We start from the raw sequence: 21,056 nt of genomic DNA, 5'->3' as shown, positions 1-21,056 counted from the left end.
AATTTCTATTTTAATTATTCAGTTTACTATTAACATATTTTTCAACATTTGCTGAATGTTCTTCATAACTTTCAGCGAAGTAAACTGCACCTGTTGTGACATCAGCCACAAAATAATAATATTTCGTATTCGCAGGGCTAATCGTTGCAACGATTGCAGATAACCCTGGACTGTCTACTGGACCAGGCATCAAACCAGTATTCAAATAAATATTATAAGGAGAATTAATGCTAGTGTCAATAGCAGCATCCTCTGCTAAGGTTGTTTTTTCTCCAAGTTTGTCCATCGCATAAAGAATGGCAATGTTACTTTGAAGTGGTTGCCCAATATTCCAACGGTTATAGAAGACGCTAGCAATCATTTCACGATCGTCGTCTGTAGCTCCTTCTTTCTCAACAAGTGAAGCCATGGTCAAGATTTGATTAACAGTCATGCCATTAGTTTCAATTGTTGCGTAATAAGGCGCTAGATTAGTATCCATAGCAGCTAACATTTGATCTACGATATCTTTGATAGTCGTTCCTTCATAGTAGTCGTAAGTCGCTGGGAAAAGATAACCTTCTAAACGATATTTAACCGCAGAAGCTTCTGGAAGACTTCCTAGAAGTTTTGGATATTTCTTCACCATTTCAGCAATAAAGGCATCATCCTGAACGGTAGCCATGAACTCTTCTGTCGTATACGGCGTCTTATCTTGGGCATTTTCAGTGTTGGCATTTAGTGTCACTGCTTCTGAAATTTGCTTAAGCGTATAACCTTCAGGAACGACAATCTTACCTAAAACAGGCATCTGTGGTTCCGCTGTACCACCTTTTTGCAAATATTTTGCAATATCATCTAGTGACATACTCTTTTGGAAATTATAATAGCCACTTTGGAAATTACTGTAGTTTTTAAACTTGGTATAGAAATTAAAGACTCGTGAATCCTTAATAACACCATTTTTCTCTAAGATATTACCAATAAGCTTATTGCCAGAACCTGATGGGATTTCAACTTGGATATAATCTGTCGCTTTACTATCCAAAGGCCCAATAGCACTCGTTACATAGCGATAAGTGAAAAACCCACCCACTAGAATAATGAAAACTAGTAGACTAACAAAAAAGGTCGAAATTTTAGCGGCAAGGCGATTGGTTTTCCTGCGACTTTCTCGGCTCATGTCTTTAACTCCTACTTCTTCAATATCATCCTCTGAGTCCCTGTAAGACTCCTCATGCTCATTTGTCGGAAGAATCTTGCTGTCCAACTCTTTGATATCAAACAATTCTTTTGTTTCTTCTAAAGAATCGTCTCTACTTTCTTGAATGTCAGACATCACAGCACTTGTTTGAGCTTCTTCAACAACTTCCTCAGGAGCACTAACTTCAAACTCACGAGCTTTTTGTAGCATTCCTTCTACTAGGTTACTATAATCTGGCTCAGCTGAGCTTTCAAAATAATCAGGCGAGATTGACTCACTTTGTTCCTCATTACTCTGACTGTCATTAACCTCTTGAACGATAGCCTTTATTTCAGTGATGCTTTCAACAGTCTCTGAACCAGCAATCTCTGGATTTTCTGAAATCTCCCTAGATTCTTGGTTGCTAAACGCTTCATCTAATGAGCGACTGTCATCTACAGAATTTTGATTGGGTGTTAGGCTTTGCTGTTGCCATTCTTCACGTTTTCGCTGACGTTCCTGTGTCGCAGCGGCTAACTCTGCCAAGATTTTTTCTTTGAAACTCAGGTTAGCTAACTCTTCTTGAACATTCTTGTCCTTATTTGTATCGGTCAAGCTTCGTCCTCCTAATATTATCAATCGCCATTATATCCTAAAAAGCGCTTAGAATCAACTGTTTAGGGCGTATCTCAGCATTTCTTGTCCGATTTTCAAAGTTTTTTATCCAAATAAGGGTTTTCCCAGACCAAATTATACCAAAAAGCTCCGCCATGCCTTGATTCTGACTCACCCTCATCACAAAAGCCATTGGCTTCATAGTAGGTGATGAGGTAATCATGACATGTTAAGCTTATCCCCTGACGGTTTTGAGAAACGGCTAGGTCTTTTAAGGCAGCAAGCAGAGCAGTCCCAACGCCTTGCCCCTGAAATGCTTTTGCAATTGATAAGCTGGTTAAAACAATAAACCCACCCTGCTCTGCATTTTTTCTAACCTCATGAAACAAATCATCACTTAAATAACGTTGACAGACCGCTGGACCGACAATGTATCCTGCGATATTCCCATCAATTTCAGCCACCAAAAACGTATCCCTAAGGTACTCAATACGCTTTTGCAAATCCTCTGGCGGTGAGGCTTCTTGCTGGGAAAAATTCTCCGCCTCTATCTGACAAATCGCCTCCCAGTCTTCCATCGTAACATACCTAATTAGCACGAATGACATCCTATTCCTATCATTGAAGCAAAAGAGGTTACTTTCAGAGGCCTCTTATTCTCCGATAGGACTTTCCTTTCTCCTAATAGGAAAAGGCTGGAACCTTGTTCCGCCCCTTCTTCCTAATTGTTGCCATATGATTAGAGCTGTGACCCTGTCAATGGCAGTCTCGACCTTTGTGATAGCCACGTTTTAAATCATCAAACCCCTTCTCAGAAAAACGCCAAAAGCAGTCAAAACGATTCCTTCAGCTGAATTTTCATTTTTAACTTTAGCGTCAACTGACAACGGCTATCTATTGGTTATTTTTACTCAAATTAGACAAGAGTTCTTCAAACGAACGTTCGTAGAGTTGGATATCCCCTGCTCCCATGAAGACATAAACAGCATTGTCATGATTGAGAAGCGGAGAGACATTTTCAACAGTTACCACTGCAGACGGTTTGTTAATTTTAGCCGCTAAATCTTCCACTTTGACATCGCCATTATCCACTTCACGCGCTGAGCCGTAGATTTGAGCTAAGTAGACAGCGTCAGCCTCATTCAAGGCACTAGCAAATTCATCTAAGAGCGCAATCGTGCGTGTGAAAGTATGCGGTTGGAAAATCGCTACAATTTCCTTAGATGGGTATTTTTGACGCGCCGCATCAAGAGTGGCAATAATTTCCGTTGGATGATGAGCAAAGTCATCAATAATCACTTGGTTATTTACAATTTTTTCCGTAAAGCGACGTTTCACACCAGAAAAAGTTTTTAAATGCTCAGCCACAAGCTCCATATCAAATCCAGCAGTATAGAGGTTAGCAATCACTGCCGTAGCATTAAGAATGTTGTGCTTACCGAATGCTGGAACATGGAAAGTTCCTAATTCTGTATCTCCGTGCTTAACTTTGAAATCCGAACCTGTTGTCGTACGTACTAAATCATAGGCTGTAAAATCATTATTTTCCTCAAAACCATAATAATAAATTGGAGCATCTGAGGTGATTTGGCGCAAGTAAGTGTCCTCTCCGTAAATGAAAAGTCCCTTAGTCACTTGCTTAGCATAATCATCAAAGGCGTTGAAAACATCATCAATGCTAGTAAAATAATCTGGGTGGTCAAAATCAATGTTGGTGATAATTGAATACTCTGGATGATAAGGCATGAAGTGGCGCTCATATTCATCTGATTCAAAAACAAAGTATTGCGCTTTTTCTGAACCACGTCCTGTTCCATCTCCGATAAGATAAGAAGTATCTGTAATATTTTTCAAGACATGTGATAATAGACCTGTCGTTGAGGTTTTACCATGCGCACCAGCCACACCCATGCTGGTAAATTGACGCATAAATTCACCAAGAAACTCATGGTAACGTTTATAAGGAAGTCCTTTGGCTACAGCCGTATCAACTTCGATATTTTTTCCTTCTTTAAAAGCATTTCCAGCAATCAATTCAACATCTTCTGTGATGTTATCTGCTGAGAATGGCAAAATAGGAATACCTGCTTGCTCTAGTTCTCGTTGGGTAAAGTAATATTTTTCAACATCCGAACCTTGCACCCTATGCCCCATTTGATGAAGCATCAGCGCAAGAGCACTCATACCTGAGCCCTTAATGCCAATAAAATGATAGGTTTTTGTCATCACGTTTTAACACACTAACAGACGATTTTGCCCGCAGGAAAGTCGTCCTATGCCCAACTGATATCAGTTGAACAGTCCTTTCTATAGTCGTTTACAAATTGTCATTACTTAATCAAAGCGACTAAGGTTCAGTTCCTGAGCCACTTGATATTCTTTTCGATTTTGGTTTTCTTCGTAATTGTAGATTTGACTTTTCTTTAAAAAATCGTAAGAATTTTTAGGTTTTTGGGAGACATCAGTTGTCTGACCTGGGACATAAGTCCGTGGTATCTCCGCTAAAATGTACTGTTCCTGATGCAACTTTCGTGCTGCACGCGCCAGACCTGTCAATTCTTCTTTAACATGTACCAGTTTGACCGTTGGAGCTTGCTTGACCTCTTTTCCAAAGGTCGGCTTAGCCATTTTTTTAGTTTCCTTGGCAAGAAAAGCTTGACGCTTCTGTTTGACATCACGCTTAGCTTCTTGACGAGCCTGTGTGGCATAAGACTTACCAGCCTCAATTGTGGCTGCGCGGTCAGGTGCGACTTGCTGAACGTCAGCCACATCCTTGACAACATGAAAGTCTCTCGTCACATCATAGTAATCTTTGTCTTGATAATCACCATGAATGTTAGTGATTAAATCCTCATCATTATACAAGGCCATCTGCCTCAATGGGCCGACAACAGGTTCGTCATCAGCCACTAAAGGAAATCGTTTCACAGAATTATCCACAGGCTCACCTTTCTACATCTGGACACTTACTATCATCAGTTCCCCTAAAACTCGATAGTAGCATTCCTATTATAAACTAAAATTCATATTTTATCAAAAATTACTTTTTTGCTTCTTTCTGAGGTTAAATCTCAAAGAAGTTCTAGGTGTGACAGAATATTAGATAGAACTTACTTTGAGACAAGTTGGTCTATCCTGAAACACAAAAGAGGTTGGGACATAAATATCTCAACCTTCTATTTTTAATGGTAATAACAGATTGACGCAGTGGTTGATTGGAGGTCCTAAACCCTTGCTACGCAATCGTTAGCGGCCATCCTAATCAACTGTGCGGAGGTGGGACGACGAAGTCAATTTCTTCGAAATCATGACTTCTGTCCCACTCTCTTTTTCTCACTTCTTTCGCCTAATGGCTGATGCCCAAAATTTCTTTGATGTCATCAACACTTAAGCTACTGCGACTTTCATTGCCGTCAAGAACCGTGGTCACTAGGTTCTTCTTATTTTCCTGCAATTCCAGAATTTTTTCCTCAATGGTTCCCTTGGTAATCAGGCGATAAACTTCAACATTCTCTTTTTGTCCAAGACGATGAGCACGGCTGATCGCCTGCATTTCTACTGCAGGATTCCACCACAGGTCAATCAAAATCACCGTATCAGCACCCGTTAAATTAAGCCCTACTCCACCTGCTTTTAGAGAAATCAGAAAAACGTCCTTGGCCCCTTTGTTAAAGGCTCTAGTCATCTCTTGACGCTCTTTGGCTGGAGTTGACCCCGTCAGCTTATAAGCCGTCAGCTCCAAAGCGCTTAATTCCATCTCCACCAAATCTAACATCTCTCTAAATTGGGAGAAGATAAGCGCACGTCTGCCATTTTCTTTGATTTGGGACAAAAGCTGGCGCAGACTTTCAAGCTTCCCGCTATCACCTGCATAATCCATAAAGAGTTTTGGTGTATCACAAATTTGGCGGAGCCTTGTAATGCCTGAGAGGATCTCCATTTTACGACCATTGATTTGATCATCTGTTGCCCCACGGACAGAGTCTTGCATTTGCCTTAATTGAGCAAGGTAGACTGCCTTTTGTTCTTCTGTTAACTCATTTGGATAAGTCATCTCAATCAAATCTGGCAATTCTGGCAAGACATCTTCCTTGCGCCTTCTAAGGATAAAAGGCTTAATATAACGCGCAATATCTTTGGCAGATAACTTCAAAAACTCTTTTTTGCTTGGTAAAAAGCCTGGTAACACAATTTGAAAAATTGACCAGATTTCCAAAAGATGATTTTCAATAGGTGTCCCAGACAAGGCAAAGCAGTGCTTCACCTCAAATTCTCTCAGATGTTGCGCAATCTTGGTCTGGCTATTTTTCATGACCTGCGCCTCGTCTAGGATGAGGCAATCATATGTCGTTTTATTGTATTCAGAAAAATCCTGACGGAACGAAGCATAGCTCGTTACCGTAATCTGGTGCCCTTCTGAAATCGTCACATCACGTTGGTGCTTAGGTCCATAGGCAACCGCCACATCCAAATGAGGAGTAAATTTAGAAAATTCATCTTTCCAGTTATAAATCAAACTAGAAGGTGCTAAAATCAAGACCTTATCTCCCTCTGAAAGGTGAGCAGACAAAAAGGCGATTGTCTGAAGCGTCTTTCCTAGCCCCATATCATCAGCTAAAACGCCACCAAATCCATAGTGAGCAAGCATTGATAACCATTTCACACCTAGTTGCTGATAGTCTCTCATTTGAACATTTACACTAATTTTAGGAAGTGCAAACGTTTCGGGATGTCTTAAGTCAAAAGCTAGCGCTTCAAAACTTTTTGTAAAGGAAATATCTTTATTATCCTTAAAAACATCCATTACCTGAAAAGCTGCGGCTTGGTTGAGCTGAATATGCCCATTATCCAAGTTTTTATGGCGTAACCGCTGCAACACTTGACTAATGCGCTTGGTTTCATCATCAAAAATCAGTAATTTTCCTGTCTTACCAACAAAGTAAGGAGCTTGAGTCATCAGTGCCTGCAAGGCATCATCAACATCACCAGCATCAATTTCTGAAAAATCAAAAGAAATATCTAACAGCCCCCCTTGGCTATCAACGGTTATTTCAGGAGCTTTGGAAAAACCTTTCTCAGCCAACCCCTCTGATACGGTTACCTGTCCTAATTTCTCTAAGCGTGGCAGGGTTTGATTAAAGAAATGATATAGGGATTCAGGAGTGTCAATCGTTTTTTGACTTAAAAATCCTAACGGGAATCCCTCTTCTCGGAGTACTCGAATAATTTTTTCTTCTTTTTTAAAATGACTGGTAAAGGGAAGTTGATTGAGGTCCTCACGGTTAGAAACCTTCACAGTGCCATAATCAAATGTCATCTGTAAGGAAACCTGATTTTGCTCTGCCATTTCTACAGAAAAAAGAACCTCAAAATCTCGTATTTCAAACGATTTAGGCGCCTTGACAACGCCCAATGTTTTAAAGTCTAGAAGGCTTGCGGCTAACTTTGCTTGATCATCAAGATTAAAGTGCAAATGTTTTCTTAAATCAGCTCCTATAGGCAAACTCGTTAGTGCCTGTGCCAATTTCTGCTGGCGCTTCGTCAACCGATAAAAAACACCACCATAGTAAAGATAGGCAAAATGAAAAACAACCTGCGCCTGCTTTTCTGCCACAACCAGCTCCAAAGATTGTCTGTGAACCAAAACCTCAAACTGATATAGCTCACTAGCTTCCGACAACTCATCAAAAGAGACATGATTAAAATGAACGCCTTTTAACACTACAGAGAAGTCATACAAATCTTGTAGCAATTCCACCCCATCTTCAAAAAAGCCTGCTGGTAGATTCAAGTAGCGCCCCTGACTAGGAAATAATCTTTCAAGCCCTAAACGATTCTCATCAGGCATCAATCGCCACAAAAAATCAATCACTTTCTGACTAGCTTCATCAAACTGGATGTACGAAAGTGGCTCGAAATAGCCTTTGCCTATCTGATAAGAGGTCTCCTTTGCGACAGACTGTAAAAAACTTGCAATATCTCGAATCACATAGGCACGCTCATCAGGCAAGCGATTAAGTCTCAATGTCCAATGAATTTCTTTTGTGTAAAAAGCTTCCTCTCCTTCAGCAGATAAACGATATTTCACCCTATCGTCTTCATTCATCACAAGTCCATCTAAAAATAAGGAACCAAAAGATGTCTCGACCGTTTTAGTTTCTCTCTCTTTTTCTTTTGACAAAAACTGCGCCGCTAAATCCTTACCCTCAGCATCATGCTTAAAAAAAGCTTCTGCCGCTGCTAGATGTTCACAGTAGCCCTTCCCTGTAAAGAAATGACAGGTACACGTAATCAGACTATCATCTTCTGCATAGGTCAACTGCTCCTTATCGACTTGCAAGGTCAAACGACTGTCATTTTCCGACAGAAAAGACACTTTCCCTTCCTCATAAAGAGAAATCCCAGCATTTCTGACCCGTCCAGGAATTAATTTTGCCATATCATACCGCCTTTACATTATCCCTTAATTATATCAAAAATAGCCTTGTTTTTCAGAGAAAAAAGTGTCAATAAAAAGATTGGATAGTTCCAATCTCAATATTTTCTAAACCTTTGATAACGTTCTTGAAGTAGGGTTTCTGTGTCTAGTTGGGCAAGTTCATCAAATGTTGTCATCAAATGTTGCTTCAAGTCTTCAACGATTTCACTTGAAAAGTAACCTCGTTCAGCAATAACCTTATCCACAACCTTCATGTTTAAAAGTTCACCCGCAGTAATCTTCATCAGATCTGCCGCTTCTGAAGCACGGCTACCGTCTTTCCACAGGATTGACGCAAAGCCTTCTGGACTCAAAATGGAATAAACCGTATTTTCCAACATCCAAACCCTGTCTGCTACTGCTAAGGCAAGGGCACCTCCAGAACCACCTTCACCAATAATAACAGCAATGATGGGGACTTTCAGGTCACTCATTTCCATGAGATTACGAGCAATTGCCTCACCTTGTCCACGCTCCTCAGCTCCAACACCTGGGTAAGCCCCTGGCGTGTTAATCAAGGTCAAAATCGGCCGTCCAAATTTTTCAGCCTGTTTCATCAAGCGCAATGCTTTACGATACCCTTCTGGATGGGGTTGCCCAAAATTACACTTGAGGTTTTCTTGGAGATTCTTACCCTTTTGGATTCCAACAAAGGTAATTGGTTGACCAGCTAAGCGACCAATGCCACCCACAATTGCTCCATCGTCCGAAAATTGTCGATCGCCATGTAATTCCATCACATCGTCCAGAAGAAGATTAGCGTAGTCTAAGGCGGTCAGACGCGTCTGACTTCTAGCTTCTTTTAAAATGCGTCCTACTGTACTCATTTTTCACCTCCATGGAAAGCTACTAACTGGGCAATCGTGTCTTTCAACTCCAAACGATTGACAATAGCGTCGACAAAACCATGATCCTGTAAAAACTCTGCCTTTTGGAAATCCTCTGGCAAATCTTCACGTACTGTCGTTTCAATCACACGACGACCAGCAAAACCAATCAAAGCCTGTGGTTCTGCCAAGATAATATCACCCTCCATAGCAAAAGAGGCTGTAACACCACCTGTCGTTGGATCCGTTAAAATCGTTAGGTAAAAAAGCCCTGCATTGGAATGACATTTAACCGCTGCTGAAATTTTAGCCATCTGCATCAAGGACATAATCCCTTCTTGCATACGGGCACCGCCAGAGGCTGTAAAGACAACAACTGGTAATTTTTTTTCAGTCGCTAATTCAAAAAGAAGTGTCAACTTTTCTCCAACAACCGTCCCCATAGACCCCATAATAAAGTTAGCATCCATAATCGCCAAAGCAATTTTTGAACCACCTATTTCAGCAAGTCCCGTTAAAACAGCTTCATCGAGACCTGTCGCCTCTTTAGCCGCCTGTAGCTTTTCTTGGTACTTAGGAAAATGAAGAGGATTACTGGTTTCAAGACCTGTAAATAACTCCTCAAAGGTCCCCTCGTCAACGGTTAAACTCAGGCGTTCTTGTGCTGAAATTCTAAAATTATAACAGCACGTCGGACAAATCTTAGCAGGCCCTAAATCCTTTTGGTAAATCATATGTTTACAAGCTGGGCATTTGGCAAAGAGTTCATCTGGAACTTCTGGTGCCTCACGCTCAACTGTCTTTTTTAGTGACCTGTTTGGATTGATTCGGATATATTTTTCTTTTCTATCAAATAATCCCATCACTATCCTCTTTTTCTTATTTTTTTGATAAAAGCCCCAAATAAAACTGAGGCTCTACACTATTCAGTCTTTTGTTTTAGCATAGGCAGGTAAAAATGTTTCCATTAGGAAACTCGTGTCATAATCACCTGCAATAACATGCTTATCTGAAATTAAATCTAGCTGGAAATCAACATTGGTGACGACACCTTCAATTTCAAGCTCATAAAGGGCACGTTGCATTTTCATTAAGGCATCAAAACGATTTTCACCGTGCACAATGACTTTAGCAATCATTGAATCATAGTAAGGCGGTATCGTATATCCACTATAAACAGCTGAATCCACGCGCAATCCCACACCTCCTGATGGAAGGTAAAGCTCCTTTATCTTCCCTGGACTTGGTGCAAAGTTAAATTTTGGATTTTCAGCATTGATTCGACATTCAATGGCATGCCCTGTGATTTGAACCTCTTCTTGAGTAAACGATAACGGTTGACCGGCAGCAATACGAATTTGTTCCTTAACAATATCAACGCCAGTCACAAACTCTGTCACGGGATGTTCAACCTGAACACGCGTATTCATTTCCATAAAATAGAAATTTCCACTCTGTTCATCCAATAAAAATTCTATCGTTCCTGCATTCTCATAATTCACAGCACGGGCAGCACGAACAGCTGCTTCACCTAAAGATTGTCTGAGAGTTTTCCCAATAGCAACAGATGGTGCCTCTTCTAGAACTTTTTGATTATTTCGTTGTAAAGAACAATCACGTTCTCCCAAGTGGACAATATTGCCAAAAGAATCTCCCAAGATTTGCACTTCGATATGACGTGCTGGATAAATCACTTTCTCAATATACATAGCGCCATTACCAAAAGCAGCTTGGGCTTCTTGAGAGGCAGATTCAAATGCCGGCTCCAATTCTTCGTGACTGTTCACTTTTCGAATCCCTTTTCCACCGCCACCCGCTGAGGCTTTAAGCATTACAGGATAACCTAATTGGTCTGCGACAGCTATTGCTTCTTTAGCAGTAAAAACTTCTCCATCAGAACCTGGGATTACTGGGACCTCTGCCTTTATCATTTCAGCACGAGCGTTGATTTTATCGCCCATTTTATCCATGACTGCTCCAGATGGTCCTATGAATTTAATATTCATCTCTTCACACATGGTTGCAAATTTTGAATTTTCACTTAAAAAACCAAATCCTGGGTGAATCGCTTCCGCCTTTGTCACAATCGCTGCTGATAGCACCGCGTTCATATTAAGATAGGAATCTGTGGATTTTGCAGGACCGACACAGATAGCCTCATCAGCAAGAGCTACATGAAGAGCTTCTTTGTCAGCTTCTGAATAAATCGCAACCGTTGCAATTCCCAGTTCACGCGCTGCACGGATAATGCGCACCGCAATCTCGCCACGATTGGCAATAAGAATTTTTTTAAACATAATTATGAGTCCATAAACAACATCTCAACCTATCGCAGAAATGCCATTTACGTTTCATCCTCTCTCATTTTTTAAAGACTAATGCGTCATCATTTGCCACTACCATTATGGCTAGACAAATGAAACCATCCCGATATAAGTTATCCCATTTAATACAACTTAATCGGTTCACAGGAAGATGCCATTAGTTTCCAATGGCAAATGTGAGGACACCACTCGCAGCTAGTTTGCCATCAACTTCTGCTTTCGCTTCAACGACAGCAATAGTCCCACGACGCTTAACAAATTTAGCTGTCATCACAAGTTGATCTCCTGGGATAACTTGTTTTTTAAATTTAACCTTATCCATCCCTGCGTAGAAGACCAATTTCCCCTTGTTTTCTTCTTTAGATAGCTCCAAAACACCTGCAGTCTGTGCCAAGGCTTCCATGATAAGAACGCCAGGCATTACAGGGTATTGTGGAAAATGACCTTGGAAAAACGGCTCATTAATCGTTACATTTTTGATGGCTACAATTTCATCTTCTGAAACTTCAAGAACACGGTCAACCAACAAAAATGGGTAGCGATGTGGTAAGGCTTCTTTGATTTGAGCAATATCTATCGTCATTTGATACGCACCAATCCTTTTCCAAAGTCTACCACTTCTTCATTGGCTACTAAAATTTCTGTTACCACACCATCCTTTGGTGCTGGAACTTCATTCATCACCTTCATGGCTTCAACAATGAGAAGCGTCTGACCTTTTTTAACGGTATCACCAACGGATACAAAGGTAGGTTTGTCTGGTCCTGGTGACAAGTAGGCAATTCCAACTAGAGGACTTTCAACCACATCCCCCTCTGCTGCAAGTTGAGCTGGCGAAGAACTTTGACCCTCTTCTTTTTGAGGAGTTGGCACAGTCTCAACAGCTGCCGTTTGCATAACAGGTGCTTGGCTTTCTACAGGGGCTGCAGAAAAATTGCTTTGCTTATTTTTTGAAAACGACAATTCGTTTCCGTCTTTTTTATAAGTAAATTCACGAAGACTCGATTGATCAAATTGAGCCATCAAATCTTTGATTTCACTAATATTCACGTTTTAATCCTCCCAACGCTTCAAGGCAAGAACCGCATTATGCCCACCAAATCCAAAGGTATTTGAAATCGCATATTTAACTTCTCGTTCTAAACCTTGTCCCATAACGACATTGGCCTCAATGTCTTCTGATAATTCTTGCGTTCCCGCAGTTTTAGGAATAAAGCTATGGCGAATGGCTTCAACAGTTGCAATCGCCTCAACAGCTCCAGCAGCACCCAATAGGTGACCTGTAAATGATTTTGTTGATGATACTGGGACATCTTTGCCTAAAACCGCTACGATAGCTTGGCTTTCACCTTTTTCATTAGCAGGAGTTGACGTTCCATGAGCATTAACATAATCAACATCCGATGCTTCAATACCTGCTTCTTGAAGGGCAAGTGACATTGCCTTACGAGCACCCAAACCTTCTGGATGCGGTGAAGTCATGTGGTAAGCATCGCAGGTATTGCCGTAACCAACTACTTCTGCTAAGATAGTCGCTCCACGTTTTTGTGCATGCTCAAGACTTTCTAGGACAAGCATCCCTGACCCTTCTCCCATGACAAAACCATTACGGTCTTTGTCAAATGGAATAGAGGCACGTTCTGGATTTTCTGTTGTAGACAATGCTGTTAAACTTTGGAAACCAGCAATCGCAAAGCGCGTAATTGACGCTTCTGCTCCACCAACTAGCATGATATCCTGTAAACCAAATTTGATAGTACGGAAAGCATCACCAATAGCATCATTCGATGAGGCACAAGCTGTGTTTACAGACTTACAAACACCGTGAGCATTAAATGCCATTGCAACATTTCCTGCCGCCATATTTGGCAAGCATTTTGGTAGCGTCATTGGTTTCACACGTTTTGGTCCTTTTTCGTGCAAACGAATAACCTGCTCTTCAATTTCTTGGATACCACCAATACCTGAGGCAACGATAACACCAAAACGGTCTGTATCAATCGTTTCAACATCTAAATTAGCATGATTGACAGCTTCGTTAGCGGCATAAAGAGCATATAATGAATACAAATCGTAACGGTTTGTATCTTTCTTGACAAAATACTTATCAAAAGGAAAATCTTGAATTTCAGCTGCATTTTTAACTGCAAAGTCGCTTGTGTCAAACTTCGTAATTGGCTTGATTCCAATCTTACCATCACGAAGACTAGCCCAAAATTCTTCTGGTGTATTTCCGATTGGCGAGGTCACACCATAACCTGTGATTACAACACGATTTGTCATCTTCTTTCTCCTTGGCAATCTGCCTTCTCACTTATCTTTCCTATTTAGCAACATAAACGCTTTATTGACTTGGCTTAACCTTGCATGGTCATGCCACCATCAATAGCAATCACTTGACCAGTTAGGTACTCTTGTTGGGCTAAGAAAACCGCAACTTCTGCAACTTGTTCAGGTTTTCCAATCACTTTCATTGGAATTTGTGACAACATTGCTTCTTTCATTTTTTCTGGAATAACATCAGTCATATCTGACTCAATAAAGCCAGGAGCAATAGCATTGACACGAACACCACGCATGGCTACTTCTTTAGCCACAGACTTGGTAAAACCAATGAGCCCCGCTTTTGAAGCTGCGTAATTAGCCTGACCAATGTTACCAGCTAAACCGACAACAGATGACACATTGATGATAGCACCTTCTCTGGCTTTAGTCATCGGTTTTAAGACTGATTTTGTCATGTTAAAGGCACCAGTCAAATTGATCTTGAGAACTTTTTCAAAGTCTTCCTCAGTCATTTTAAGCATTAATTTGTCATTAGTGATACCAGCATTGTTGACTAAGATATCAACACTACCTAAAATAGCAGTTGCTTCCTTAACCATACGTTCGGCATCTTCAAATTTTGAGATGTCGCCAGAAATAGCACACACTTTAACGCCATAATCAGCAAATTGCGCCAGCAATTCTTCAGAAATAGCAGAGCGACCATTAAGAACGACATTAGCACCAAGGCTAGCAAATTTATGGGCAATCGCGAGACCAATTCCTCGAGTTGACCCTGTGACAAAAACATTTTTTGATTTAATTTCCATTTAATTACACTCCAGAAGATATTGTAAAGAATCTAAATCCTCTACTGTTTTTACTGGAAGGTTTTTATCAATTTTTTTAATAAATCCTGACAAAACCTTACCAGGCCCAATTTCAATCACTTCTTCTATACCAAACTCCTGAATAGTTGCTACCGAGTCATAAAAACGAACAGGTTCCATCACTTGACGAGCAAGTAAAGACTTAATAGCCTCTTTAGCCATTATGTTAGCTTCGGTATTTCCAACTAAAGGACAATTAAAGTCCGAAAAATCAACCTTATCAAGTTCACTAGACAATTTCTGAGAGGCCGATGCTAGTAGAGCTGTATGGAACGGCCCAGAAACATTAAGCGGAATTAATCGCTTAGCTCCTGCTTCTTTCAACAACTCGACAGCATAGTCGACTGCTTCCACTTCACCGCCGATAACAATTTGTGCGGGAGTGTTGTAGTTAGCAGGAGTTACCACACCCTTTTCAGAGGCTTTTTGGCAAATCTCTTCAATTAAAGCAGGATCTGTATTCATAACCGCGACCATTTTACCACTACCAGCCGGTGCGGCAGTCTCCATAAATTCACCACGCTTAGCAACCAGAGCAACTGCATCTTCAAATCGCAATGCACCACTTGCTACAAGAGCTGAGTATTCACCAAGAGACAAGCCAGCTACAATATCAGGAGTCATTCCCTTTTCAGCTAAAAGACGGTAAATAGCAACCGATGTTGTTAAAATAGCTGGCTGAGTGTAACGAGTCTGATTTAATTTTTCCTCATTGTTATCAATCAACTCACGCAAGTCATAACCCAAAATGCTACTAGCGGTATCAAAGGTCTCCTTAACAATAGGATAGGCATCATAAAGATCTCTAGCCATCCCAAGTTTTTGAGCACCCTGTCCTGCGAATAAAAAAGCTTTTTTAGACATGTTAATATCCTTTTTGAGCATTTGCCCATCTTTTCTTTATTTTTAATAGTTATTAGATAGCTACTATTATTAAACTAATAACAAAGACACTTGCTTCGTAGCAAATTCTTAATCCATCCAGCGTTTTGCTTCTGCCAGAATGACTTGACGTGCTCCGTTATAGAGGTCTTCCAAGATTTCTTGACAGGTTTCTTCTTTGCGTACAAGTCCTGCAATTTGACCTGCCATTACAGAACCGTTAACGACATCACCATCAACAACAGCATTTTTGAGGGCACCTGCACCAAGTTCTTCAATTTCTTCTGCTGTTTTTCGACCTGCTAAAAATTCTTTTTCTGCGTTAGCATAGCTCGTCGATAATTTATTTTTAATCGCACGAACTGGGTGACCAACGACAGAAGCTGATACTACGGTATCAATGTCTTTAGCCTTCAAAATTTTATCTTTGAAATTTTGGTGAGCATTTGACTCTTTAGCGACAACAAAACGAGTTCCAACTTGAATCGCCTCAGCGCCTAGCATAAAGGCAGCAGCTGCGCCATTTCCATCAGCAATACCACCTGCTGCAATCACTGGAATATCAACTGCATCAACCACTTGGCGAACAAGCGTCATTGTGGTCAATTTACCGATGTGACCACCAGCTTCCATCCCTTCCGCAATAACGGCGTCTGCCCCTAATTTTTCCATACGTTTAGCAAGAGCTACTGAAGGAACAACTGGAATAACCGTGATACCTGCTTCATGGAAACGTTCCATGTATTTTCCTGGGTTTCCAGCCCCTGTTGTCACAACCTTAACTCCCTCTTCAATCACAAGATTGACAATGTCATCAGCAAAGGGAGATAAAAGCATGATATTAACCCCAAAAGGTTTGTCAGTGATTGCTTTTACCCTATCAATATTAGCTTTTACTACCTCTTTCGGAGCATTTCCACCACCTATAATTCCAAGGCCTCCTGCATTTGAAACGGCACCAGCTAAATCACCATCAGCCACCCAAGCCATGCCCCCTTGGAAAATAGGATAGTCAATCCCCAAAAGTTCTGTAATGCGAGATTTCATTTTTCTACTAACCTTCTAACAAATAAACTTCATATAATGATTTGAAAATCAAAGTATAGATTTAAGAAGAAAGGTTGGATATTACTCACAACCTCATTTCTTCTTTTAAACATTCACTGTTTTATTTTGTTTTTTCTTCAACGTAAGCAACAAGGTCACCTACAGTGTTAAGACCTTCTTCAGTTTCAATTTGGATGTCAAAAGCATCTTCAATTTCTGAGATAACTTGGAAAACATCAAGTGAGTCTGCATCAAGATCATCAAAAGTTGTTTCCAATTTTACTTCTTCTGCTTCTTTACCAAGTTCTTCAACGATAATTTCTTGTACTTTTTCAAATACTGCCATGAGATTTCTCCTCTGTATAATATAAAATTTTATTTGCGTTTTACGCAGATTAACTAAATTCTAACAATTAAATTGCCCCAAGTCAAACCTCCACCGAATCCTGATAGAAGAATTTTTTGAGAGCCATCTAATTTAAGGGTTCCGTTTGCGACATTTTCAGAAAGCAAAATCGGAATAGATGCTGCACTTGTATTACCATAGTGTTGCATGTTGGCTAAAAACTTGTCGCGACTGACGCCAATTTTTTTAGCCATTTTATCTAAAATACGTTCATTGGCCTGATGGAGCAAGAAATAATCTGGTTCTCCAGCTTCCTCCATGATAGCCAAAATACTCTTAGAAACTGTTCGAATGGTGAAGTCAAAGATAGCTCTCCCGTCCATCTGAATGAAGGGATTTACCTCTTCTTGTTCTTCTGAGAAAGGAGAACAAACCTTAGTATCTCCTCCTAGAAGTCCACCTTTACTTCCGTCAGTATTAAGCGATTCTGCTAAAAAATGCGGAGTTGACGCCTTTTCCAAAAGGACACCACCGGCACCATCACCAAACAGAACGGCGGTTGAGCGGTCTGACCAGTCTAATTGCTTAGACAAGACCTCTGCTCCAATAACTAGACCTTTGCCGTAGGCACCTGAACGAATTAATTTTTCAGCTGTTGCAAGAGCAAAAACAAATCCCGAACAAGCAGCTGATAAGTCAAAAGCAAAGGCATTTGTTGCACCAAGGGCACCTTGAACACGCGCTGCCGTTGATGGCATCATTGAGTCAGGAGACATTGTTGCGACAAGGATAAAGTCAAGTTCCTCTGGAGCTAGATGAGATTTTTCGAGCAATTGCCAAGCTACTTTAATCGCCAAATCACTCGTATTTTCATTCACTGAGATATGGCGCTCACGAATACCTGTTCTGCTTGAAATCCATTCGTCTGAGGTATCCATAATCTTAGCTAAGTCATCATTACTCACTACCTGTTGAGGAACATAATGTGCCACTTGACTAATTTTTGCAAAAGTCATTATCGTCTCTCCTCCAAGAATGTATGGAGATTAACAAGGCCACGTTCTAAACCTTCCAATTCATTTTCTGACATGCCAGCTAAAATCTGGTCAATCATCACGCGATGGAATTTCTTATGCAAGTGATAGACGACACGACCTTTTTTGGTCAAACTGAGGTAGACAACCCGACGATCTTCTTGAGAACGGGTACGGACAACATATCCTTTACTCTCTAATTTGTTAAGAGCAGTTGTGACTGTTCCCAAAGTGACCATCAGTTCTTTGGCAATATCGCTTGGCGTCACCAAACGGCTCTTACCAATAATATCAATGGTATGCACTTCCTTGATCGTACAATCGCTAAATGGGCTACTACGCAAAGTGTTTTCTTCAATAACTAAAATGCGATTAAAGATGTCAACGAGATAATCATTAATCTGATGAAAGTCCATATCAGACTCCTTTATAATTTGATGATAAAATTATATCTCATTGTAAATCATTTGACAATTAGAACAATCTACCATTCACCTGAAAAATTTGGTCTACGGCGTTCAGAATAAGCTTTCACACCCTCTTTAAAATCCTCTTTAAAGGCAAGAGCTTCTTGAAGCTTTAATTCCATACCAGCATATTCTTTCCAACCGGAAAAGAAACTTTGCCAAACCAATTCTTTCATCGCACGATAAGAATTGAACGATCCTCGCTTTAAGCGTTTAATGAGCTGTTGCGTTGTCGTTTCTAATTTCTCCGACAAACAGGTCTTATAAACAAAACCATAATCTAAGGCTTTTTCAGCAGTAACAGCTTCACCTGTCATTACTAAATGCGTTGCCTTATTCATGCCGACAGCTCGCATGAGTAGGTAGAGACCACCTGCATCAGGTGCTAACCCAACATTGACAAAGGCCTGAATAAACTTAGATTTTTCACTAGCAACACAAAAGTCTGCTGCCAAAACCATGTTAAATGCCGCACCAGCAACAGGGCCATCAACAGCCATGATAACTGGTTTAGGAAGTCGTTTCATCTGATAAGAAATGTCTTGAACCAATTTAGCAATATCAACTAATGACTGAATGTCATCAGATTCAACTGCTCTTTGCATTTCAGACAAATCGCCACCGACAGAAAATACTTTCCCCTCTGCACGGATTAAGACTAGTCTGACAGAAGAGTCTTCCTCAGCAAGTTTCAGTGCTGTTAAAATCTCCTCACACATTGGAATATTGAATCCATTTGACACTTCTGGACGATTAAACGTCACAGTCGCTAAATCACCCGACACATCGTATAGGATGGTTTGAAAGTTCATATAACCTCCTCCTTAAAATTATTTATTTGATTTATAAATAATTTCTGTATCAAATTATATCACAAAGAAATTATTCGTCAAGCAAAATATCGATAAGATTTTTTAAATTTTTAAAGTAAATGACAAATTATCAGAATTTTGCTATAATTATCTCACTTTTGATTTTTAGAGGATTTATATGAAAGTTATCAAATTTGGTGGCAGTTCCTTGGCTTCAGCTGAGCAGCTTAAAAAAGTTTTAAACATTGTAAAAAGTGATTCTACTCGTCGTTTTGTCGTGGTTTCTGCACCTGGTAAACGCCATTCAGAAGATACTAAAGTTACTGATGCACTCATCAAATACTATAAACACTACATTACCGACTACAATTTTAGTGAAGATCAAGATTGGATTATCAACCGTTACCAGTCAATCACTGACGAACTAGGACTTCGCCCTGCTATTTTAGAAGAAATTGCTGGCGCTATTAAAGATTTAGCAACGCTACCAAAGGAAGATAACGCCTTTTTATACGATACTTTCTTAGCAGCTGGAGAAGATAATAATGCCAAGCTCATTGCAGAATATTTCCGTACCGAAGGCTTAAATGCACGTTACATCCATCCTAAAGAAGCTGGGTTAATCGTTACTAGCGAACCTGGTAATGCTCGTATTTTGCCATCTAGCTATGATAAATTAGAGGAGCTTCGCGAAAGCGATGAGATTTTAGTCATTCCTGGCTTCTTTGGGGTGACCGTTGACAATCACATTTGTACCTTTTCTCGAGGCGGTTCTGACATTACAGGTTCTATTATCGCTGCAGGTGTTAAGGCAGATCTTTATGAAAACTTTACAGATGTTGATGGGATTTTTGCCGCCCACCCTGGTGTTGTCGACAAACCACACTCCATTAAAGAGTTAACCTATCGCGAAATGCGTGAATTAGCCTATGCTGGTTTCTCTGTTCTCCACGACGAAGCGCTTATTCCAGCCTATCGTGGTCAAATCCCGCTTGTTATTAAAAACACCAATAATCCAGATCACCCTGGGACTCGCATTGTACTTGAACCAAGTAGTAGTGCTACCCCTGTTGTGGGAATTTCTGGCGATAACGACTTTGTAAGTATCAATATGTCCAAATACTTGATGAATCGAGAAGTTGGCTTTGGACGAAAAGTCCTCCAAATCCTTGAAGAACTCAATATCCGCTTTGAACACATGCCAACTGGAATTGATGACATGTCCATTATTGTCCGTGGACGTGAGTTAACCCCTATCAAGGAACAAGAAATCATCTCTCAACTGACCCGTAAATTAGAAGTAGATGAAGTTTCTATCGAGCGTAATCTCTCTATTCTAATGATTGTGGGCGAAAACATGAAGAGTAAAATCGGTGTTACTGCAACTGCTACCAAAGCACTATCAGAAGCAGGCATCAACCTGATGATGATTTCGCAAGGAGCCAGCGAACTTTCTGTCATGTTTGTCGTTAGAACTGAGGACGAAAAAACAGCTGTGCGCGCACTCTACGACGCTTTCTTTGAGTAGAATAATCCGTTAATAACACTTAAAAAGAGGTTGGAAATCCCCAGCCTCTTTAATATTACTTCGGATATAGTGTTTTAGCTTTAATACTTAACCAAAATCAAAAATTACTTTTTTGCTTCTTTCTAAAAAGGTGCGGACGCAAGCAACCTCCTTTGGAGTTTCATTGCTACTTTTTGAGCCTAGGTCTCAAAAAGTCCGTTATAATCAAGAGTAAACTCTTGATTATAATACCACCATGGCGAAAGAAGCGCTGGGAAATTGATACCTTTATTGGTCCTTGAGTTTGCTCAATATGCTAATTTTGATTTTGGTTGAGTATAAAATAGTAAACTCGTTTAAGATAAATTGTCTCAGTCACAATGAATTTCCCTTCAACATA

The 21,056-nt window shown here is 40.3% G+C and carries 19 protein-coding genes; 1 reads left to right on the top strand and 18 read right to left on the bottom strand.

Features of this window, described 5'->3' with window-relative positions; translation table 11 throughout:
• Positions 1-10: 10 nt before the first annotated feature.
• From mltG to fabM, 18 genes are all read right to left on the bottom strand, one after another.
• Entirely contained in the window at positions 11-1,777 is a 1,767-nt protein-coding gene (gene mltG / locus EAF07_RS04510; RefSeq protein WP_183121650.1) for an endolytic transglycosylase MltG, read from the bottom strand.
• Positions 1,778-1,872: 95 nt separating this feature from the next.
• Positions 1,873-2,376: a GNAT family N-acetyltransferase gene (locus tag EAF07_RS04505; RefSeq protein ID WP_121835131.1), complete on the bottom strand. Its 504-nt coding sequence runs from the start codon at positions 2,374-2,376 to the stop codon at positions 1,873-1,875.
• 295 nt (positions 2,377-2,671) lie between these two features.
• Complete coding sequence (gene murC / locus EAF07_RS04500) at positions 2,672-4,003, bottom strand: UDP-N-acetylmuramate--L-alanine ligase (protein WP_121835101.1); 1,332 nt, start codon at positions 4,001-4,003, stop codon at positions 2,672-2,674.
• Between the two features lie 108 nt (positions 4,004-4,111).
• Positions 4,112-4,717, bottom strand: coding sequence for a divisome accessory protein ZapJ (gene zapJ, locus EAF07_RS04495; protein ID WP_121835100.1), 606 nt, complete (start codon positions 4,715-4,717; stop codon positions 4,112-4,114).
• Positions 4,718-5,123: 406 nt separating this feature from the next.
• Complete coding sequence (locus tag EAF07_RS04490; protein ID WP_121835099.1) at positions 5,124-8,216, bottom strand: pilus expression-regulating Snf2 family helicase; 3,093 nt, start codon at positions 8,214-8,216, stop codon at positions 5,124-5,126.
• A gap of 95 nt (positions 8,217-8,311) precedes the next feature.
• Positions 8,312-9,082 carry an acetyl-CoA carboxylase carboxyl transferase subunit alpha gene (locus tag EAF07_RS04485; RefSeq protein WP_121835098.1) on the bottom strand — a complete coding sequence of 257 codons (771 nt, stop codon included), beginning with the start codon at positions 9,080-9,082 and terminating at the stop codon, positions 8,312-8,314.
• Entirely contained in the window at positions 9,079-9,945 is an 867-nt protein-coding gene (gene accD, locus EAF07_RS04480; protein ID WP_121835097.1) for an acetyl-CoA carboxylase, carboxyltransferase subunit beta, read from the bottom strand. The genes EAF07_RS04485 and accD overlap by 4 nt, the downstream gene beginning before the upstream one ends.
• 63 nt (positions 9,946-10,008) lie before the next feature.
• The gene (locus EAF07_RS04475; RefSeq protein WP_121835096.1) at positions 10,009-11,379 is read right to left on the bottom strand and encodes an acetyl-CoA carboxylase biotin carboxylase subunit; all 1,371 of its coding nucleotides are present in this window, start codon (positions 11,377-11,379) and stop codon (positions 10,009-10,011) included.
• A 184-nt stretch (positions 11,380-11,563) separates the two neighbouring features.
• Complete coding sequence (gene fabZ / locus EAF07_RS04470; protein WP_121835095.1) at positions 11,564-11,989, bottom strand: 3-hydroxyacyl-ACP dehydratase FabZ; 426 nt, start codon at positions 11,987-11,989, stop codon at positions 11,564-11,566.
• Positions 11,986-12,456, bottom strand: a complete 471-nt coding sequence (gene accB, locus EAF07_RS04465; protein WP_121835094.1) for an acetyl-CoA carboxylase biotin carboxyl carrier protein — start codon at positions 12,454-12,456, stop codon at positions 11,986-11,988. The genes fabZ and accB overlap by 4 nt, the downstream gene beginning before the upstream one ends.
• A gap of 3 nt (positions 12,457-12,459) precedes the next feature.
• Positions 12,460-13,689 (bottom strand): beta-ketoacyl-ACP synthase II, encoded by a 1,230-nt coding sequence (fabF, locus tag EAF07_RS04460; protein WP_121835093.1) that lies wholly within the window; start codon positions 13,687-13,689, stop codon positions 12,460-12,462.
• A 74-nt stretch (positions 13,690-13,763) separates the two neighbouring features.
• Positions 13,764-14,501, bottom strand: a complete 738-nt coding sequence (gene fabG, locus EAF07_RS04455; RefSeq protein WP_121835092.1) for a 3-oxoacyl-[acyl-carrier-protein] reductase — start codon at positions 14,499-14,501, stop codon at positions 13,764-13,766.
• Complete coding sequence (gene fabD, locus EAF07_RS04450; RefSeq protein WP_121835091.1) at positions 14,502-15,425, bottom strand: ACP S-malonyltransferase; 924 nt, start codon at positions 15,423-15,425, stop codon at positions 14,502-14,504.
• A 108-nt stretch (positions 15,426-15,533) separates the two neighbouring features.
• Positions 15,534-16,490 (bottom strand): enoyl-[acyl-carrier-protein] reductase FabK, encoded by a 957-nt coding sequence (gene fabK, locus EAF07_RS04445; protein WP_121835090.1) that lies wholly within the window; start codon positions 16,488-16,490, stop codon positions 15,534-15,536.
• A 121-nt stretch (positions 16,491-16,611) separates the two neighbouring features.
• The gene (locus EAF07_RS04440) at positions 16,612-16,836 is read right to left on the bottom strand and encodes an acyl carrier protein (protein WP_121835089.1); all 225 of its coding nucleotides are present in this window, start codon (positions 16,834-16,836) and stop codon (positions 16,612-16,614) included.
• 53 nt (positions 16,837-16,889) lie between these two features.
• Complete coding sequence (locus EAF07_RS04435) at positions 16,890-17,852, bottom strand: beta-ketoacyl-ACP synthase III (protein WP_121835088.1); 963 nt, start codon at positions 17,850-17,852, stop codon at positions 16,890-16,892.
• Positions 17,852-18,286: a fatty acid biosynthesis transcriptional regulator FabT gene (fabT, locus tag EAF07_RS04430; protein WP_121835087.1), complete on the bottom strand. Its 435-nt coding sequence runs from the start codon at positions 18,284-18,286 to the stop codon at positions 17,852-17,854. Before fabT ends, EAF07_RS04435 begins: the two co-directional genes overlap by 1 nt.
• A 68-nt stretch (positions 18,287-18,354) precedes the next feature.
• Positions 18,355-19,149: a trans-2-decenoyl-ACP isomerase gene (gene fabM / locus EAF07_RS04425; RefSeq protein WP_121835086.1), complete on the bottom strand. Its 795-nt coding sequence runs from the start codon at positions 19,147-19,149 to the stop codon at positions 18,355-18,357.
• Positions 19,150-19,327: 178 nt separating this feature from the next.
• On the opposite strand from fabM, the gene EAF07_RS04420 reads away from it, so the two are divergent.
• Positions 19,328-20,677 (top strand): aspartate kinase, encoded by a 1,350-nt coding sequence (locus tag EAF07_RS04420; protein ID WP_121835085.1) that lies wholly within the window; start codon positions 19,328-19,330, stop codon positions 20,675-20,677.
• Positions 20,678-21,056: the final 379 nt, after the last annotated feature.

Source organism: Streptococcus hillyeri (assembly GCF_003686955.1).
Lineage (GTDB): Bacteria > Bacillota > Bacilli > Lactobacillales > Streptococcaceae > Streptococcus > Streptococcus hillyeri.
This window is presented reverse-complemented; position numbering and strand designations above follow the sequence as displayed.

What these genes read in the sequence shown, in the direction of transcription:
- EAF07_RS04435 (WP_121835088.1), bottom strand. Translation starts at nt 17,852, where the DNA reads ATGACTTTTGCAAAAATTAGTCAAGTGGCACATTATGTTCCTCAACAG.
- fabZ (WP_121835095.1), bottom strand. Translation starts at nt 11,989, where the DNA reads ATGACGATAGATATTGCTCAAATCAAAGAAGCCTTACCACATCGCTAC.
- EAF07_RS04440 (WP_121835089.1), bottom strand. Translation starts at nt 16,836, where the DNA reads ATGGCAGTATTTGAAAAAGTACAAGAAATTATCGTTGAAGAACTTGGT.
- EAF07_RS04475 (WP_121835096.1), bottom strand. Translation starts at nt 11,379, where the DNA reads ATGTTTAAAAAAATTCTTATTGCCAATCGTGGCGAGATTGCGGTGCGC.
- fabD (WP_121835091.1), bottom strand. Translation starts at nt 15,425, where the DNA reads ATGTCTAAAAAAGCTTTTTTATTCGCAGGACAGGGTGCTCAAAAACTT.
- accD (WP_121835097.1), bottom strand. Translation starts at nt 9,945, where the DNA reads ATGGGATTATTTGATAGAAAAGAAAAATATATCCGAATCAATCCAAAC.
- murC (WP_121835101.1), bottom strand. Translation starts at nt 4,003, where the DNA reads ATGACAAAAACCTATCATTTTATTGGCATTAAGGGCTCAGGTATGAGT.
- fabT (WP_121835087.1), bottom strand. Translation starts at nt 18,286, where the DNA reads ATGGACTTTCATCAGATTAATGATTATCTCGTTGACATCTTTAATCGC.
- fabM (WP_121835086.1), bottom strand. Translation starts at nt 19,149, where the DNA reads ATGAACTTTCAAACCATCCTATACGATGTGTCGGGTGATTTAGCGACT.
- EAF07_RS04490 (WP_121835099.1), bottom strand. Translation starts at nt 8,216, where the DNA reads ATGGCAAAATTAATTCCTGGACGGGTCAGAAATGCTGGGATTTCTCTT.
- EAF07_RS04485 (WP_121835098.1), bottom strand. Translation starts at nt 9,082, where the DNA reads ATGAGTACAGTAGGACGCATTTTAAAAGAAGCTAGAAGTCAGACGCGT.
- fabK (WP_121835090.1), bottom strand. Translation starts at nt 16,490, where the DNA reads ATGAAATCTCGCATTACAGAACTTTTGGGGATTGACTATCCTATTTTC.
- fabF (WP_121835093.1), bottom strand. Translation starts at nt 13,689, where the DNA reads ATGACAAATCGTGTTGTAATCACAGGTTATGGTGTGACCTCGCCAATC.
- EAF07_RS04420 (WP_121835085.1), top strand. Translation starts at nt 19,328, where the DNA reads ATGAAAGTTATCAAATTTGGTGGCAGTTCCTTGGCTTCAGCTGAGCAG.
- fabG (WP_121835092.1), bottom strand. Translation starts at nt 14,501, where the DNA reads ATGGAAATTAAATCAAAAAATGTTTTTGTCACAGGGTCAACTCGAGGA.